We start from the raw sequence: 17,603 nt of genomic DNA on the forward strand, positions 1-17,603 counted from the left end.
ATGAAGAAATTAGTTAACTATTGTTCGATTATTTTTCTTTTACTAGTGGCAACGTCTCAGGTAAAAGCGCAAAGTGTAGATGTAGTGATTCGTGAAAATGGAACTGAACGCAAAGAAAGCATCGACCTGCCTAAAAGTATGACATATCCACTTGACAGTCTGTTGAACGACTGGAAAGCCAAAAATTATATTGACTTAGGCAAAGATTGCAGCACGGCTGAAATCAACCCTTTATTCAGCGACTCTGTCTATATCGACCGCTTATCACGCATTCCGGCTATCATGGAAATGCCTTATAATGATATTATCCGCAAATTCATCGATATGTATGCAGGACGCTTGCGCAATCAGGTTTCTTTCATGTTAAGTGCCTGCAACTTCTATATGCCGATTTTTGAGGAAGCATTGGATGCATATGGGCTTCCACTGGAACTTAGATATCTCCCGATTATCGAATCTGCATTGAACCCCTCTGCCGTGTCACGCGCAGGTGCTTCCGGTCTGTGGCAATTCATGATTGGCACAGGTAAGATCTATGGTTTGGAATCAAACAGCCTGGTGGATGAACGTCGCGACCCGATTAAAGCTACTTGGGCTGCCGCACGTTATCTCAAAGAAATGTACGATATCTATGGAGACTGGAATCTTGTGATTGCTGCTTATAACTGTGGCCCCGGTACTATCAACAAGGCAATCCGCCGTGCCAATGGCGAAACGGATTACTGGAAAATCTATAATTACCTGCCTAAAGAGACACGTGGCTACGTGCCTGCTTTTATCGCCGCCAACTATGTGATGACTTACTACTGCGACCATAATATTTGTCCGATGGAAACAAATATTCCGGCAAGTACCGACACAGTACAAGTGAACAAGAATCTGCACTTCGAACAGATTGCTGATCTTTGCAATGTACCTTTGGATCAAATCAAGAGTTTGAATCCTCAATATAAGAAGCAAATGATCCCGGGTGACAGCAAGCCTTATACTTTAAGACTCCCCATCGATGCTATCAGTACTTTTATAGATAAGCAAGATACAATTTATGCACATCGTGCCGACGAATTGTTCCGCAACCGGAAAACCGTTGCAGTAAAGGAAATTACACCCTCAACCCGCAAAACGGCAACAGCCGTTGCCGGTAAAGGCAAACTGACCTACTACACAATAAAAAGTGGAGACACTTTGTCAACCATCGCCGGAAAGTATGGCGTCACGATTAAGGATATACAAAGGTGGAATGGAATGTCCAACACCAAAATTGCAGCAGGAAAACGATTGAAAATATACAAATAAACAGCTTCCTGCTTGCATCGTTCGGAAATTTGCTTATTTTTGCAGAACTAAGCAAGTGAAAGGATAACAATTATGGATAATCTACCCCCCAAAGAAATAAGTGACGAAGAGATGATCAATCAGGCGTTCCACGAACTACTGAATGATTATCTCAACACTAAACATCGCAAGAAAGTTGAAATCATTACGAAAGCTTTCAACTTCGCCAATCAGGCGCATAAAGGTATCAAACGCCGTTCGGGCGAACCTTATATTATGCACCCGATTGCTGTTGCCAGTATTGTATGTAATGAGATCGGCCTCGGTTCGACTTCTATCTGTGCGGCCTTGCTGCACGATGTAGTAGAAGACACTGATTACACAGTGGAAGACATTGAGAATATCTTTGGTCCAAAGATTGCCCAGATTGTGGACGGACTGACCAAAATATCCGGTGGAATCTTCGGCGACCGTGCTTCAGCACAGGCAGAGAACTTCAAGAAGTTGCTGCTCACCATGTCGAACGACATTCGGGTAATCCTTATCAAGATAGCCGACCGTTTGCACAACATGCGTACCCTCGGCTCTATGTTACCCAACAAACAATATAAGATTGCAGGCGAAACGCTCTACATCTATGCTCCACTCGCCAACCGTTTGGGACTCTATAAGATAAAAACAGAGCTTGAGAATCTAAGCTTTAAATATGAACACCCCGAAGAATATGCAGAAATAGAAGAGAAGTTGAATGCCACAGCCGTCGAACGCGACAAGGTTTTCAACGACTTCACTGCTCCTATCCGTACACAGCTGGATAAGATGGGGCTGAAATACCGGATACTTGCCCGCGTAAAATCAATCTATTCCATCTGGAACAAGATGCAGACCAAGCATGTTCCTTTCGAAGAAATATTTGACTTGCTGGCTGTCCGAATCATCTTCGAACCACGCAATGAGGAAGAAGAACTCAACGACTGTTTCGACATCTACGTTTCCATCTCCAAAATATACAAGCCTCATCCGGACCGTCTGCGCGACTGGGTAAGCCATCCTAAAGCAAATGGTTATCAGGCATTGCATGTCACCCTGATGGGTAATAACGGACAATGGATTGAAGTCCAGATTCGTAGTGAACGAATGAATGACGTTGCCGAACAAGGTTTCGCCGCTCACTGGAAATACAAAGAAGGAGGAGGCAGCGAAGATGAAGGAGAGTTGGAAAAATGGTTGAAAACCATTAAGGAGATATTGGATGATCCGCAACCGGATGCCATTGACTTTCTGGATACCATCAAACTTAATTTATTTGCTTCTGAAATATTCGTGTTCACTCCCAAAGGTGAGTTGAAGACTATGCCGCAGAATTCTACGGCTCTCGACTTCGCATTTTCTTTGCATACGGATATTGGCAGTCATTGTATTGGTGCCAAAGTCAACCACAAACTTGTGCCATTGAGCCATAAATTGCAAAGTGGTGACCAAGTTGAAATTCTGACTTCAAAATCGCAACGTGTACAACCGCAATGGGAAGTTTTTGCAACCACTGCCCGTGCCCGTGCCAAGATAGCAGCCATTCTCCGCAAAGAACGCAAAGCAAACCAGAAGATAGGTGAAGAAATCCTTAATGAGTTTCTGAAAAAAGAGGAAATCCGTCCGGAAGAAGCAATTATTGAGAAGCTGCGCAAACTGCATAATGCCAAGAATGAAGAAGAACTACTGGCTGCTATTGGCAGTAAAGCAATCGTCTTGGGAGAAGCGGATAAGAATGAATTGAGAGAAAAGCAAACCAGTAACTGGAAGAAATATCTGACTTTTTCTTTCGGCAACAGCAAAGAGAAGCAGGAAGAAAAAGAGCCACAAGAAAAAGAAAAGATCAATCCGAAGCAAGTGCTCAAACTGACGGAAGAAAGTTTGCAGAAAAAATATATCATGGCGGAATGTTGCCATCCTATTCCCGGCGATGACGTATTGGGATATGTGGATGAAAACGACCGGATCATTATTCACAAACGCCAATGTCCTGTTGCCGCCAAACTGAAGAGCAGTTATGGCAACCGTATATTAGCGACAGAATGGGATACACACAAAGAATTATCTTTCCTGGTATATATATATATAAAAGGTATAGACAGCATGGGACTTTTGAATGAAGTCACCCAAGTTATCTCCAGACAGCTCAATGTAAATATCCGTAAGCTGACCATCGAAACCGAAGATGGTATCTTTGAGGGAAAAATTCAGTTATGGGTACATGATGTGGATGATGTGAGAACCATCTGTAACAATCTGAAGAAAATACAGAATATCAAACAGGTGAGCCGCGTAGAAGAATAACGTTGATCGACACATTCGTTATCGGTCAACGTTATTCTACTCCCGTCCATCCAATTCGCGCTTAATAGCCAAAAGCTCTTCTTTTATCGCTTTCAGCTTATTTACGATCTCATAATTACGAACCGTAGCTTCTTTATTATCCTTCAAACGTTGCCGGGCACCGGGAAGTGTCATGCCTTTCTCTTTTACCAAATGGTAGATAAGTCCAATCGTTTCTACGTCTTCTTTGCGATACTGACGTATTCCTCTTCCCGCTGTCTTAGGAGATATTTGCGGAAACTCCTTTTCCCAAAAACGGAGCAATGACGGATTGACTCCGAACATGTCGGCAACCTCTCCTATTGAATAATATAGCTTCAACTCTTTGTCTGTATTAAGCATAACACTCCTGTTTTAAGATTTTTAATCGAAAACTTTACCATGATTGGCTGCCAGCTGAATCATCTTCTCATAATCTTCGGCACTCAAATCCATGAAATAATAATTAACCGGATTCACTACCTGTCCTTTCACATGCACTTCATAATGCAGATGCGGACCGGTACTTTTTCCTGTACTACCCACTTTTCCGATAATCTCACCACGTACCACTTTCTTTCCGACTTTCGTATTAAATCCCTGCAAGTGAGCATACCGAGTGAGATACCCGAAACCATGATCTATCTCGATAGTATTACCGTATCCGGTTTCCCATCCCACTTTCACCACTGTTCCGTTTCCGGTAGCATAAACATCTGTTCCCGGATGAGCAGAAAAGTCCATACCTGCATGGAACTTTGTCGTACCATAAATAGGGTCGATACGCGTACCATAACCAGATGCTGTCTGACGAAGATCTTTATTCGAAATTGGCTGGATAGCCGGAATACATTTCAGCATCTCATCGTGGTTCTTACACATATCAATCACATCATCGAAAGATTTCGACTGGATATAAAGCCTTTTGGAAAGCACGTCCAACTTTTGAGTCGTATTCACCACCAGCTTGGCATTTGCCAAATCCATTAGTTCTTCGTAACGGTTCGTCCCGCCATAACCTGCCTGACGGATAGCAGGGGAAACAGGATCTGCCTGCAAAATCACCCGATACAGATTATCGTCACGTTGCTGGATATCCTGAAGCACTCCCATGGCGTCGTCCAAACGCCGGGAAAGCACATTGTACTGTGCCAAAAGACGGCTGTTTTCAATTCTTAATTCTTTCTCCGACGGAGAGCCAAAAATCAAAAGCAATACAATAAAGCAACCAGCTCCCAACCCCATTCCATAGAAAAGCCGACGCAAGATACTAAGCGCACGCTGCCGTACGGTAGGGTAAATTCGATCATAAGTCTGGGTCTGTGGATTATAGATGTAGTATACTTTGCGCATCTTTTTGGAAATATTTCGCTTGTTAATACGGCAAAAGTAATAAAAACAAGCTATCTTTGCACAGTTTTTACGAATTTATGAGTTGTGATTTATGATTTATTGGGGATTCCTCCCCTCTCTCATATCCCACAGCCCATAATTCATAATTCATAAATCATAATTCTTCATTATATGTTGACTGCAAAAGAGATCAGAGATTCATTCAAGAATTTCTTTGAGTCGAAAGGACACCACATCGTTCCCTCGGCTCCGATGGTGATTAAAGATGACCCTACCCTGATGTTTACGAACGCGGGTATGAACCAGTTTAAAGATATTATTTTGGGTAACCACCCAGCGAAATACCAAAGAGTCGCGGACTCGCAAAAATGTTTGCGTGTAAGTGGAAAGCATAATGACTTGGAAGAAGTAGGGCACGATACGTACCACCACACCATGTTTGAAATGCTTGGTAACTGGTCGTTCGGCGATTACTTCAAGAAAGAAGCCATCAACTGGGCGTGGGAATATCTGGTAGAAGTCTTGAAACTGAATCCGGAACATCTCTATGCAACCGTATTTGAAGGAAGTCCTGAAGAAGGATTGAGCCGTGACGACGAAGCTGCTTCCTATTGGGAACAGTTCCTTCCGAAAGATCATATTATCAACGGTAACAAACACGATAACTTCTGGGAAATGGGTGATACAGGACCTTGCGGACCTTGTTCCGAAATCCATATCGACCTTCGTCCTGCTGAGGAACGTGCCAAGATCTCCGGTCGCGACCTCGTGAACCACGATCACCCGCAGGTGATTGAAATCTGGAACCTCGTGTTCATGCAATACAACCGCAAAGCAGACGGCAGTCTTGAGCCGCTTCCTGCCAAGGTTATTGACACCGGTATGGGATTCGAACGTCTTTGTATGGCTTTGCAAGGCAAAACATCCAACTACGACACAGACGTATTCCAGCCAATGCTGAAAGCTATTGCAGCGATGTCGGGTACAGAATACAGAAAAGACAAACAACAAGATATCGCTATGCGTGTGATTGCCGACCATATCCGTACCATTGCATTCTCAATCACAGATGGTCAGTTGCCTTCTAATGCTAAAGCTGGCTACGTGATCCGCCGTATCCTTCGCCGTGCTGTTCGTTACGGATATACTTTCCTCGGACAGAAACAGGCATTTATGTACAAGTTGCTTCCTGTATTGATTGATAATATGGGAGAGGCTTATCCTGAACTGGTTGCACAAAAGACACTGATTGAAAAAGTAATCAAGGAAGAAGAAGAATCATTCCTCCGCACTTTGGAAACTGGTATCCGTCTATTGGATAAGACAATGGAAGATACCAAAGCCAATGGAAAAACTGAAATCAGCGGTAAAGATGCCTTTACTTTATATGATACATTCGGTTTCCCGCTCGACTTGACAGAGCTGATTCTCCGTGAAAACGGAATGACTGTCAACATTGAAGAGTTCAATGAAGAAATGCAGCAACAGAAACAGCGTGCACGTAATGCTGCCGCCATCGAAACTGGTGACTGGATTGTACTAAAAGAAGGAACTACTGAATTCGTTGGTTACGATTACACTGAATACGAGGCTTCTATCCTTCGTTACCGTCAGATCAAACAAAAGAACCAGACATTGTATCAGATTGTACTTGACTATACTCCGTTCTATGCGGAAAGTGGTGGTCAGGTAGGTGATACGGGTGTATTGGTTAGCGAATTCGAGACGATCGAAGTGGTCGATACAAAGAAAGAAAATAATCTTCCGATACATATTACCAAAAAGTTACCCGAACACCCGGAAGCTCCGATGATGGCTTGTGTGGATACCGACAAACGTGCTGCCTGCGCAGCTAATCACTCAGCGACTCACTTGCTGGATGCTGCTTTGCGTGAAGTGTTGGGTGAACACATCGAACAGAAAGGTTCATTGGTTACACCGGATTCATTGCGTTTCGACTTCTCTCACTTCCAGAAAGTGACCGATGAAGAAATCCGTAAAGTTGAACATATCGTCAATGCAAGAATCCGCGCTAATATTCCGTTGAAAGAATATCGCAATATTCCTATCGAGGAAGCTAAGGAGTTGGGAGCTATCGCTCTCTTTGGTGAAAAGTATGGCGACAGAGTTCGTGTGATCCAGTTCGGAACTTCTATCGAGTTCTGTGGTGGTACACACGTAGCTGCAACCGGAAATATCGGTATGGTAAAAATCATCTCCGAAAGTTCTGTTGCTGCCGGCGTTCGCCGTATTGAAGCTTATACCGGAGCACGCGTGGAAGAAATGCTGGATACAATACAAGATACACTCAGCGACTTAAAGGCTCTCTTCAACAATGCTCCTGACTTAAGAATTGCAATCCGTAAATATCTGGATGAAAACGCAGGATTGAAAAAGCAGGTGGAAGACTTCATGAAAGAGAAAGAAGCAGCTCTGAAGGAAAGATTACTGAAAAATGTACAAGAAATCCACGGTATCAAAGTAATCAAGTTCTGTGCTCCACTACCGGCAGAAGTAGTGAAGAATATCGCTTTCCAACTTCGGGGTGAAATCACAGAAAACTTGTTCTTCGTAGCCGGAAGTACAGACAATGGCAAACCGATGCTGACAGTAATGCTTAGCGATAATTTGGTTGCAGGTGGTCTGAAAGCTGGTAATCTGGTAAAAGAGGCTGCCAAACTGATTCAAGGTGGCGGCGGTGGCCAACCTCACTTCGCTACTGCAGGAGGTAAAAATGCTGATGGGCTACCGGCAGCAGTTGAAAAAGTACTGGAGCTGGCAGGAATCTAAGAATAAATAAAAGAGGCTGTCTAACAAGCCCCGAAAAAAAAGAAATCACCCCTGTCAGAGTTTGATGAACTGACAGGGGTGAAATCGTTAAAAAGAGACTTATAGACACCCCCTTTTACGTAAAGACTTAAAATTAGACACGTCTGAATAAATACATAAGAAACTCCCTATTAATGTAGAAAAAAATAGTGACGGTATATGCACAGGATAGTGACGGTATCGCTAGCATATAGCGTCACTATTTGCATCGGATAGCGTCACTATTTTACAGAAGGGAATTCACCAACAACAATTTCGGCTTGAATCCCCTTTTGAATCCCCTATAAAAGCATCGGGGAAGGATACTTCCGACCCTCCCCCAAAACCAAACAAACCCGGTAAGAAATAGAAGTCTATTTGTCTCTTTCTAAAAATATTAGCTTATAATTTAGGCTTGTCACAGTTTTTTTCTACCTTTGTGACCAGATTAATTATTTTTCTTATCCTTCAAATAAATAAAATAAGTAATCACTAATACCTAAAGAATGATGAGAACACCTGCTTATCTATGCCTGCTGTTAACCTGCATGCTCATTTCTTGTACCCCTACGCAAGAAAAACACGAAATAGATTACACATCTTATGTAAATCCATTTATCGGAACAGACTTCACTGGAAACACTTATCCTGGTGCCCAAGCTCCTTTCGGCATGGTGCAACTTAGCCCGGACAACGGACTCCCCGGATGGGACCGTATCTCCGGTTATTTCTATCCGGACAGTACGATTGCCGGTTTCAGCCACACACATCTTTCCGGCACTGGAGCGGGAGATTTGTATGACATTTCTTTCATGCCTGTCACTCTTCCCTACAAAGAAGCGGAAGCACCACTTGGCATCCACTCTAAATTTTCCCACAAGGATGAAAGTGCTCATGCCGGTTATTATCAAGTACGCCTGACTGATTACAACATCAACGTCGAACTGACTGCCACGGAGCGTTGTGGTATCCAACGTTATACCTTTCCGGAAGCCCAATCTGCTATCTTCTTAAATCTGAAGAAAGCCATGAACTGGGATTTTACCAACGATTCTCATATCGAAATCGTAGACTCCGTCACCATTCAAGGTTACCGTTTCTCCGATGGTTGGGCACGCGATCAACACATCTATTTCCGCACCCGCTTCTCCAAGCCTTTTGAGAAAATGAAACTGGACACAACTGCCATCATCAAAGACAATAAACGTATCGGCACAGCTGTTATTGCCCGCTTCGACTTCAATACTCAAAAGGATGAACAGATATTAGTTAACACCGCCATTTCCGGTGTCAGCATGGAAGGAGCTGCTAAAAACTTGCAAGCAGAAATCCCCGAAAATGACTTCGACAAATATTTGGCGGAAACAAAAGCAAACTGGAACCGCCAGCTCGGAAAGATTGAAATAAAAAGTGATAATGAGAACGATAAAGTAAACTTCTACACTGCTCTCTATCACTCGATGATTGCTCCTACTATTTACAGTGATGTAGACGGAGCTTACTATGGGCCCGACAAGAAAGTACACCAGGCTGACGGCTGGGTTAATTATAGCACCTTCTCTCTATGGGATACGTACCGTGCTGCCCACCCTCTCTTTACTTATACCGAACCTGAGCGTGTCAACGACATGGTGAAATCCTTCATCGCCTTCTACGAACAAAATGGCCGCTTACCTGTATGGAATTTCTACGGAAGTGAAACAGACATGATGATCGGTTATCATGCTGTCCCTGTTATTGTAGACGCCTATCTGAAAGGAATCGGTGACTTCGACGCAAAAAAAGCCCTGAATGCTTGCATAGCAACGGCTAATCTGGATAATTATCGTGGCATTGGACTCTATAAAGAATTAGGATACATACCTTACAACGTAACAGACCACTACAACGCAGAAAACTGGTCGTTATCCAAAACACTGGAATACGCTTTCGATGATTACTGCATTGCCGAAATGGCGAAGAAGATGGGCAAACAAGACATTGCGGACGAATTTTACAAACGCTCTCAAAACTACAAGAATGTATATAACCCCGCCACTTCTTTCATGCAGCCACGTGACGATAAAGGCACCTTTATCAAGGACTTCAAAGCCGATGACTATACGCCACACATCTGCGAAAGCAACGGATGGCAATATTTCTGGTCGGTACAACACGACGTTGACGGACTGATAGACCTTGTAGGCGGTAAAAACAGATTTGCCGAAAAACTGGACAGCATGTTCACCTACCATCCGGCAGCTGATGCCGAACTCCCCCTCTTCAGCACAGGAATGATAGGTCAGTACGCGCACGGCAACGAGCCGAGCCATCACGTCATCTACCTGTTCAATGCAATAGGACAGGAAAGCCGTACACAAGAATATGTAGCCAAAGTGATGAACGAGCTCTACAAGAACGAGCCTGCCGGTCTTTGTGGCAACGAAGATTGCGGGCAGATGTCAGCATGGTATGTATTCAGTGCGATGGGATTCTATCCTGTTAACCCCGTCAGTGGAAAATACGAGATAGGTACTCCCCTATTCCCGGAAATGCAATTACATCTGGCGAATGGAAAGACTTTCACCGTACTGGCCCCCAAAGTGAACAAAGAAAATATCTATATCCAATCCATCAAAATAGATGGAAAACCGTATGACAAAACGTATCTTACTCACGAGCAAATCATGAGTGGAGCGACTGTCGAATTTGAAATGAGTAATACACCTAAAACTATCGGAGTTATATCCAAAGAAAATAACCCATAAGCCAAACCTGAACAACCAACTGAGAGAATGAACGAAAACTTCGATATAACCTATAAAGCACTATTCCGCCGGTACTACCCCAGCCTGATTTTCTATGCCACCCGCCTGGTAGGAGAAGAAGAAGCAGAGGATGTAGTGCAGGACGTATTTGTAGAATTATGGAAGCGGAAAGACCACATAGAGATAGGCGAGCAAATCCAGGCCTTTCTCTATCGTGCCGTTTACACCCGTGCCCTCAACGTCTTGAAACACCGCAGTGTGGAAGACAGTTATTGTGTTGCCATGGAAGAAATCAACCAAAGACGTGCAGAGTTTTACCAACCAGACAACAACGAAGTGATTCGGAGGATCGAAGATAAGGAACTCCGCAAGGAAATCCATGATGCGATTAATGAACTCCCTGATAAATGCAAAGAGGTTTTCAAGCTTAGCTATCTGCATGATATGAAAAACAAGGAAATAGCCGATATTCTCGGAGTTTCACTCCGCACGGTGGAAGCCCATATGTATAAGGCCTTAAAATACTTGCGTGCCCGACTCGATCCTCTTTGGGCAATTCTTTTCTTATTTTTATGGCGATTATAATAAGTGTTTTTGCGTTTTGAATTGTATTACTAATATGAAGGAAAAGAAAATGAGTAATCTGAGTGAAGAAATAATAAACAGATATCTGACAGGACAGTGTTCTGAAGAAGAGCTTATCGAGGTCAATGCCTGGATGAAGGAATCGGAAGAAAACGCCCGCCAGCTCTTTCGTATGGAAGAAATTTATCATTTGGGTAAATTCGACCAGTACACTGATGAACAACGGATACTTCGTGCGGAAAAACAACTTTATAAAAAGCTGGACGAAGAGAAAGGTAAACAGAGCAAAATATTAAGCATGCACCGCTGGATGAAATATGCCGCAGTGATTGCTGTAATGTTGATCATGGGTGGTGGAGTCGGATATTGGTTCTATCAAAGCGGAAACAATCAACAAATGATGGTCGCAGTAGCCAGCGAAGGCATTGTTAAGGAGGTAGTCTTGCCGGATGGTAGCAAAGTTTGGCTGAACAATGCAGCAACCTTGAAATATCCACGTGAATTCTCCGAAAAGGAACGCAATGTCTACCTGGAAGGAGAAGCTTATTTTGAGGTCACCAAAAACCGCCATAAGCCATTCACCGTTCAAAGTGACGCAATACGCGTACGCGTACTGGGAACTACGTTCAATTTAAAATCCGATAAGCGTTGCCGGATAGCGGAGGCGACACTTATTGAAGGTGAGATTGAAGTAAAAGGTAATAAGGAAGAAGGGCAGATTATCCTCACTCCGGGACAACGTGCGGAACTGAACAAAAATAATGGACGATTGACCGTAAAACAAGTGGATGCCAAGTTGGATGCTGTTTGGCACGATAATCTGATTCCATTCCAAAAAGCAGATATCTTCACCATCACCAAAGCGCTGGAGCGTTTCTATGACGTGAAAATCATTCTGTCTCCTGACATTCAGACGGGTAAAACTTACTCCGGTGTACTGAAAAGGAAATCGAATATCGAGTCAGTGTTAAAATCATTGCAAAACTCTATACCTATTGATTATAAAATTGTCGGAAACAATATCTTCATTTCTCCCAAATAAGAAGTAAAAGATGAACCGGATAAAACTTAAAAGCTATTAATACCATGAAATTTAAAACATTCCTAATAGTAGGATGTTTAGGAGGTTTATTCACACTTAACTCCTGCACAGCCCCCACTAATGTAAAAGATTATAGTGCTTACGTCAACCCTTTCATCGGTACTGGCGGACATGGTCATACCTTCCCCGGAGCAGTAGTTCCCCACGGCATGATTCAGCCTAGTCCGGACACCCGGATCGATGGTTGGGATGCCTGTTCCGGTTATTATTATGCCGACTCTACCATCAATGGCTTCTCACACACACACGTCAGCGGTACAGGTTGTTGCGACTATGGAGATGTCTTGCTTATGCCAACCGTAGGTAAGCAACAATATCGTACAACCGATCCCCAAAGCCAACGCCTAGCATACGCTTCCTCTTTCTCACATAAGAATGAAATCGCAGAACCGGGATATTATTCTGTCTTTCTTGATACTTATCAGGTGAAAGCTGAAATTTCATCCACCAAACGAGGAGCAATCCATCGCTATACCTTTCCCGAAAACGCCGAATCCGGATTTATCATCGACCTGGATTACAGCCTGCAACGACAGACTAACTCCGAGATGGAAATAGAAGTAATAAGCGATACGGAAATCTGTGGACATAAGAAAACAACTTATTGGGCTTTCGACCAATATATCAACTTCTACGCTAAATTTTCCAAACCATTCTCTTATACGCTCGTTACGGATTCTATCACCATGGACAATGGCAAACGGCTTCCTGTCTGCAAAGCATTATTGCATTTCAACACCAGTAAAGACGAGCAGGTTCTTGTTAAAGTAGGTGTGTCCGCTGTAGATATTGCCGGTGCACGGAAGAACGTTGAATCAGAAATTCCCGGATGGGACTTCGAAAAAGTACGTAAAGACGCACGTACGGCATGGAATGAATATCTTTCCAAAATTGATATTACAACTTCCGATAAAGAAGATAAAGCCATCTTCTACACGGCCCTCTATCATACGGGAATCAGTCCAAATCTGTTCACTGATGCAGACGGACGTTATTTAGGAATGGATCTTGAAGTGCATCAAGGAGACACCCTTAATCCGATATATACTGTCTTTTCTTTATGGGATACTTTCCGTGCGCTACATCCGCTAATGACTATCATTGATCCTGATCTGAATAATCACTTTATCAATTCGTTAATTAAGAAACATCAGGAAGGTGGGATATACCCCATGTGGGACTTGGCTTCCAATTACACTGGCACTATGATTGGTTATCATGCTGTTCCGGTCATCGTGGATGCCTACATGAAAGGGTATCGCAACTTTGATGCCAAAGAGGCTTATAAAGCCTGCCTACGTGCCGCCGAATATGACACTACCGGCATCAAATGTCCGGATCTGGTATTGCCTCATCTCATGCCGAAAGCAAAATATTATAAGAATGCCATCGGATATATCCCTTGTGACCGCGAAAACGAATCAGTGGCCAAAGCGTTGGAATATGCGTATGATGACTGGTGTATCTCTATCTTTGCAGAAGCGATGAGTGATTTTGAATCCAAAGCAAAGTATGAACGCTTTGCCAAGGCGTACGAATTTTATTTCGACAAATCAATCCGCTTCATGCGTGGACTAGACTCAAAAGGTGAATGGCGTACTCCATTCAATCCGCGCGCATCTACTCACCGCAGCGATGATTATTGTGAAGGAACAGCTTGGCAATGGACTTGGTTTGTGCCGCATGATGTAGAAGGATTAGTCAATCTGATGGGTGGAGAAGATGCTTTTGTACAGAAACTCGATTCCTTATTCTCGGCCGATTCATCACTTGAAGGTGAGACAACCTCATCAGATATCAGCGGACTTATCGGGCAATATGCACATGGAAACGAACCAAGTCATCATGTGATCCATCTATATAACTACGTTAACCACCCTTGGAGAACTCAAGAGTTGGTAGATAGTGTTTACCGAAGCCAGTATGCCAACAGTATAGATGGTCTTTCGGGTAATGAAGACTGCGGCCAGATGTCTGCCTGGTATATACTCAACTCTATGGGATTCTATCAGGTATGTCCCGGCAAGCCGGTATATTCCATCGGACGTCCTGCTTTCGACAAAGCGGTTATCAATCTGCCGGAAGGAAAGACTTTCAGTATTGTAGTAAAGAATAATGGGAAAAAGAATAAATACATTGAAAGTGTATTGCTGAACGGTAAGGCTCTAAACATTCCATTCTTTAACCATCAGGATATTGCGAATGGAGGAACGATGGAAATCAAGATGACCAATCAGCCTACAAAATGGGGAATCGTCTCCCCTGACTCTCATATCAAATAATAAATAAGACCATGAAAAAGTATCTCCTATTAATATGCGCATTAAGTTGTATCGTCTTTGCAAAAGCCAAAGACTGGACGCAGTATGTCAATCCACTTATGGGTTCTCAATCTAGTTTCGAGTTATCAACAGGTAATACTTATCCGGTCATTGCCCGTCCGTGGGGGATGAATTTCTGGACTCCGCAAACAGGAAAGATGGGAGACGGATGGCAATACACTTATACGGCTAATAAGATTCGTGGATTTAAGCAAACACATCAACCCAGTCCGTGGATTAATGATTACGGACAATTCTCTATTATGCCTGTAGTAGGCAAACCGGAATTCAATGAAGAGAAGCGTGCCAGTTGGTTTGCCCACAAAGGAGAAACTGCCACTCCTTATTATTATAAGGTATATCTTGCAGAGCATGATGTAGTGACAGAAATGGCTCCAACCGAGCGTGCCGTTCTTTTCCGTTTCACTTTTCCGGAAAACGATCATTCGTATGTTGTAGTGGATGCCTTTGATAAGGGATCGTATATTAAGGTTATTCCGGAAGAAAACAAGATTATCGGTTACACGACTCGCAACAGCGGTGGAGTTCCCGAAAACTTTAAAAATTACTTTATTATTGAATTCGACAAGCCTTTCACTTATAAAGCTACGGTAGCCAATGACAATCTGCAAGAAAATGTTACCGAACAGACAACGGATCATGCCGGAGCCATTATCGGTTTCCAAACACATAAAGGCGAACAAGTACATGCAAGAATTGCTTCTTCTTTCATCAGTTTTGAACAGGCAGCTTTGAATATGAAAGAGTTGGGCAAAGATAATATTGAACAGCTAGCCAAGAAAGGAAAAGAAGCGTGGAACCAAGTGTTAGGCAAAATAGAAGTAGAAGGAGGCAATCTCGACCAATATCGCACATTCTATTCTTGTTTATATCGTTCATTACTCTTCCCACGCAAATTCTACGAACTGGATGCTGCCGGCCAAGCTATTCATTACAGTCCTTATAATGGGCAAGTATTACCGGGATATATGTATACCGACACAGGCTTTTGGGATACTTTCCGTTGCCTATTCCCGTTATTGAACCTGATGTACCCGTCAGTCAACAAGGAGATGCAGGAAGGTCTGATCAATACATATAAAGAGAGCGGTTTCTTCCCGGAATGGGCAAGTCCGGGACACAGGGGCTGTATGGTTGGTAACAATTCTGCTTCCGTCTTAGTGGATGCTTACATGAAAGGAGTGAAAGTGGACGATATAAAAACATTGTATGAAGGGCTGATTCACGGAACGGAGAATGTACATCCACAAGTATCATCAACAGGACGTCTGGGATATGAATATTACAATAAACAGGGTTATGTGCCTTATGATGTAAAAATCAATGAGAACGCCGCACGCACGCTGGAATATGCATACAATGACTGGTGTATCTACCAACTGGCAAAGGAACTTAAACGTCCGAAAAAAGAGATTAATCTTTTCGCAAAACGTGCCATGAACTACAAGAATCTTTTTGATAAGGAATCTAAGTTAATGCGTGGACGCAACGAAGATGGTACATTCCAATCTCCTTTCTCTCCGCTGAAATGGGGGGATGCCTTTACGGAAGGAAATAGCTGGCACTATACTTGGTCTGTATTCCACGATCCTCAAGGATTGATTGACTTGATGGGTGGAAAAGAGATGTTTATCACCATGATGGATTCTGTTTTTGCCGTACCTCCTATTTTTGATGATAGCTACTACGGCCAAGTGATTCATGAAATCCGTGAAATGACTGTGATGAATATGGGTAACTATGCACATGGCAATCAACCGATTCAGCACATGATTTATTTATATGACTATGCAGGACAACCTTGGAAAGCCCAATACTGGTTGCGTCAAGTAATGGATCGTATGTACTCTCCTACTCCGGACGGCTATTGTGGCGACGAGGACAACGGACAAACTTCTGCCTGGTATGTATTCTCGGCATTAGGTTTCTATCCTGTTTGTCCGGGAACGGATGAATATATTATAGGTGCTCCGTTATTCAAGAAAGCTACACTCCATTTTGAGAATGGCAATAGTTTGGTTATTGATGCTCCGAATAACAGTAAGAAGAATTTTTATGTCAATTCGATGAATGTTAATGGTGCTGATTACACTAAAAATTATCTCCGACACGAAAATTTGCTCAAGGGAGGTACGATCAGTGTTGAAATGAGCAATCAACCTAATCAGAATAGAGGAACTAAAGAAGAAGATATGCCCTATTCTTTCTCTAAAGAACAATAATCCTTGCGAGATAATTTAGCCCTAATCTTGGTTTGAGTCTTTCAGTATTTTTCAGAAAGTAACTATTCATCAATATTCCGGCTGAAAGCAATAGCCTGAAAGCAGACTTCTTTGCTTTCAGGCTATTGCTTTTATTATCTTTCGCTGCTTTTATTCGACAAAACAAGGCAAGCATATCAAAAATTAATTTCAACACCGTACGGAAATAAGTAAAATGATACAGCCAGGTTTGAATACATAGTGAGAAAAACATCTATCATAGTATCATTCATTTTAATAATCTTTTAATTATCAAAGGAATAAGTATGATAGATAAGTTTTTAAAAATGCATCTATCATACTTTTATTGCAAAAAACGGGTATCTATCACACCCATACTATATCTATTTAGTGTAGCATTAGGTGAGAGTATCCATTTAAAGGCCTAAGAATGCACACTTTATAGGATGATAACCTGTATTGACAACTTAATAATCTATTGGGAGCGGCTGTCTTTCTATAGTTCACATGTGCAGGCTGTACAGCCCACGTATGTAAACCATACAGCCCACACATGCGGACTGTACAGAACACATACGTGGGCTATAAACTTATCGCCATTACATTTACATTATTAAGCCACGATAATCAGATTTATATGGCTCCCTTGTGACAAAAACAAGCTATCTTACACCTATTATGACCCTTATATGGCTATTTTGCACAATGATAGATAACCTGTTTTTACTGGTAAAAGTATGATAGATGCATTTTCTAAAAGCTATCTATCATACTTATTCCTTTGATAATTAAAAGATTATTGAAAGAAATGATACTA

The 17,603-nt window shown here is 42.6% G+C and carries 10 protein-coding genes; 8 read left to right on the forward strand and 2 right to left on the reverse strand.

From position 1 onward, the window contains the following. Window positions 1–1,296, forward strand: a complete 1,296-nt coding sequence (locus tag I2I04_RS04975; protein ID WP_143259121.1) for a lytic transglycosylase domain-containing protein — start codon at window positions 1–3, stop codon at window positions 1,294–1,296. Between the two features lie 72 nt (window positions 1,297–1,368). Next, entirely contained in the window at window positions 1,369–3,609 is a 2,241-nt protein-coding gene (locus I2I04_RS04980; protein WP_195654502.1) for a RelA/SpoT family protein, read from the forward strand. A gap of 36 nt (window positions 3,610–3,645) precedes the next feature. On the opposite strand, the gene I2I04_RS04985 is transcribed toward I2I04_RS04980, so the two are convergent. Both I2I04_RS04985 and I2I04_RS04990 read right to left on the reverse strand, forming a co-directional pair. Further along, window positions 3,646–3,990 (reverse strand): MerR family transcriptional regulator, encoded by a 345-nt coding sequence (locus tag I2I04_RS04985; protein ID WP_004301384.1) that lies wholly within the window; start codon window positions 3,988–3,990, stop codon window positions 3,646–3,648. A 21-nt stretch (window positions 3,991–4,011) separates the two neighbouring features. Then, window positions 4,012–4,980: a M23 family metallopeptidase gene (locus tag I2I04_RS04990; protein WP_004305395.1), complete on the reverse strand. Its 969-nt coding sequence runs from the start codon at window positions 4,978–4,980 to the stop codon at window positions 4,012–4,014. A gap of 171 nt (window positions 4,981–5,151) precedes the next feature. Between I2I04_RS04990 and alaS the strand changes: the two genes are divergently transcribed. The 6 genes from alaS (at window position 5,152) to I2I04_RS05020 (ending at window position 16,786) form a co-directional block, all read left to right on the forward strand. Further along, on the forward strand, window positions 5,152–7,770 hold the full coding sequence (alaS, locus tag I2I04_RS04995) for an alanine--tRNA ligase (protein WP_195654503.1): 2,619 nt from the start codon (window positions 5,152–5,154) through the stop codon (window positions 7,768–7,770). A 527-nt stretch (window positions 7,771–8,297) separates the two neighbouring features. Then, the gene (locus tag I2I04_RS05000; RefSeq protein ID WP_195654586.1) at window positions 8,298–10,535 is read left to right on the forward strand and encodes a GH92 family glycosyl hydrolase; all 2,238 of its coding nucleotides are present in this window, start codon (window positions 8,298–8,300) and stop codon (window positions 10,533–10,535) included. Between the two features lie 27 nt (window positions 10,536–10,562). After that, on the forward strand, window positions 10,563–11,120 hold the full coding sequence (locus I2I04_RS05005) for an RNA polymerase sigma-70 factor (protein ID WP_143259119.1): 558 nt from the start codon (window positions 10,563–10,565) through the stop codon (window positions 11,118–11,120). Window positions 11,121–11,154: 34 nt separating this feature from the next. Continuing rightward, on the forward strand, window positions 11,155–12,162 hold the full coding sequence (locus I2I04_RS05010; protein WP_195654504.1) for a FecR family protein: 1,008 nt from the start codon (window positions 11,155–11,157) through the stop codon (window positions 12,160–12,162). Window positions 12,163–12,206: 44 nt separating this feature from the next. Continuing rightward, window positions 12,207–14,504 carry a GH92 family glycosyl hydrolase gene (locus tag I2I04_RS05015; protein WP_143259118.1) on the forward strand — a complete coding sequence of 766 codons (2,298 nt, stop codon included), beginning with the start codon at window positions 12,207–12,209 and terminating at the stop codon, window positions 14,502–14,504. Between the two features lie 11 nt (window positions 14,505–14,515). Further along, a complete protein-coding gene (locus tag I2I04_RS05020) occupies window positions 14,516–16,786 on the forward strand; it encodes a GH92 family glycosyl hydrolase (RefSeq protein WP_195654505.1) in 2,271 nt (756 codons plus the stop codon). Window positions 16,787–17,603 lie beyond the last annotated feature (817 nt).

The sequence above is a fragment of the Bacteroides sp. 1001136B_160425_E2 genome, assembly GCF_015559655.1.
Classification (GTDB): domain Bacteria; phylum Bacteroidota; class Bacteroidia; order Bacteroidales; family Bacteroidaceae; genus Bacteroides; species Bacteroides luhongzhouii.

Bases quoted from the DNA above. Each gene is read 5' to 3' on its own strand.
- alaS (WP_195654503.1), top strand. From the start codon at position 5,152: ATGTTGACTGCAAAAGAGATCAGAGATTCATTCAAGAATTTCTTTGAG.
- I2I04_RS05010 (WP_195654504.1), top strand. From the start codon at position 11,155: ATGAAGGAAAAGAAAATGAGTAATCTGAGTGAAGAAATAATAAACAGA.
- I2I04_RS04990 (WP_004305395.1), bottom strand. From the start codon at position 4,980: ATGCGCAAAGTATACTACATCTATAATCCACAGACCCAGACTTATGAT.
- I2I04_RS05000 (WP_195654586.1), top strand. From the start codon at position 8,298: ATGAGAACACCTGCTTATCTATGCCTGCTGTTAACCTGCATGCTCATT.
- I2I04_RS04980 (WP_195654502.1), top strand. From the start codon at position 1,369: ATGGATAATCTACCCCCCAAAGAAATAAGTGACGAAGAGATGATCAAT.
- I2I04_RS04985 (WP_004301384.1), bottom strand. From the start codon at position 3,990: ATGCTTAATACAGACAAAGAGTTGAAGCTATATTATTCAATAGGAGAG.
- I2I04_RS04975 (WP_143259121.1), top strand. From the start codon at position 1: ATGAAGAAATTAGTTAACTATTGTTCGATTATTTTTCTTTTACTAGTG.
- I2I04_RS05015 (WP_143259118.1), top strand. From the start codon at position 12,207: ATGAAATTTAAAACATTCCTAATAGTAGGATGTTTAGGAGGTTTATTC.
- I2I04_RS05020 (WP_195654505.1), top strand. From the start codon at position 14,516: ATGAAAAAGTATCTCCTATTAATATGCGCATTAAGTTGTATCGTCTTT.
- I2I04_RS05005 (WP_143259119.1), top strand. From the start codon at position 10,563: ATGAACGAAAACTTCGATATAACCTATAAAGCACTATTCCGCCGGTAC.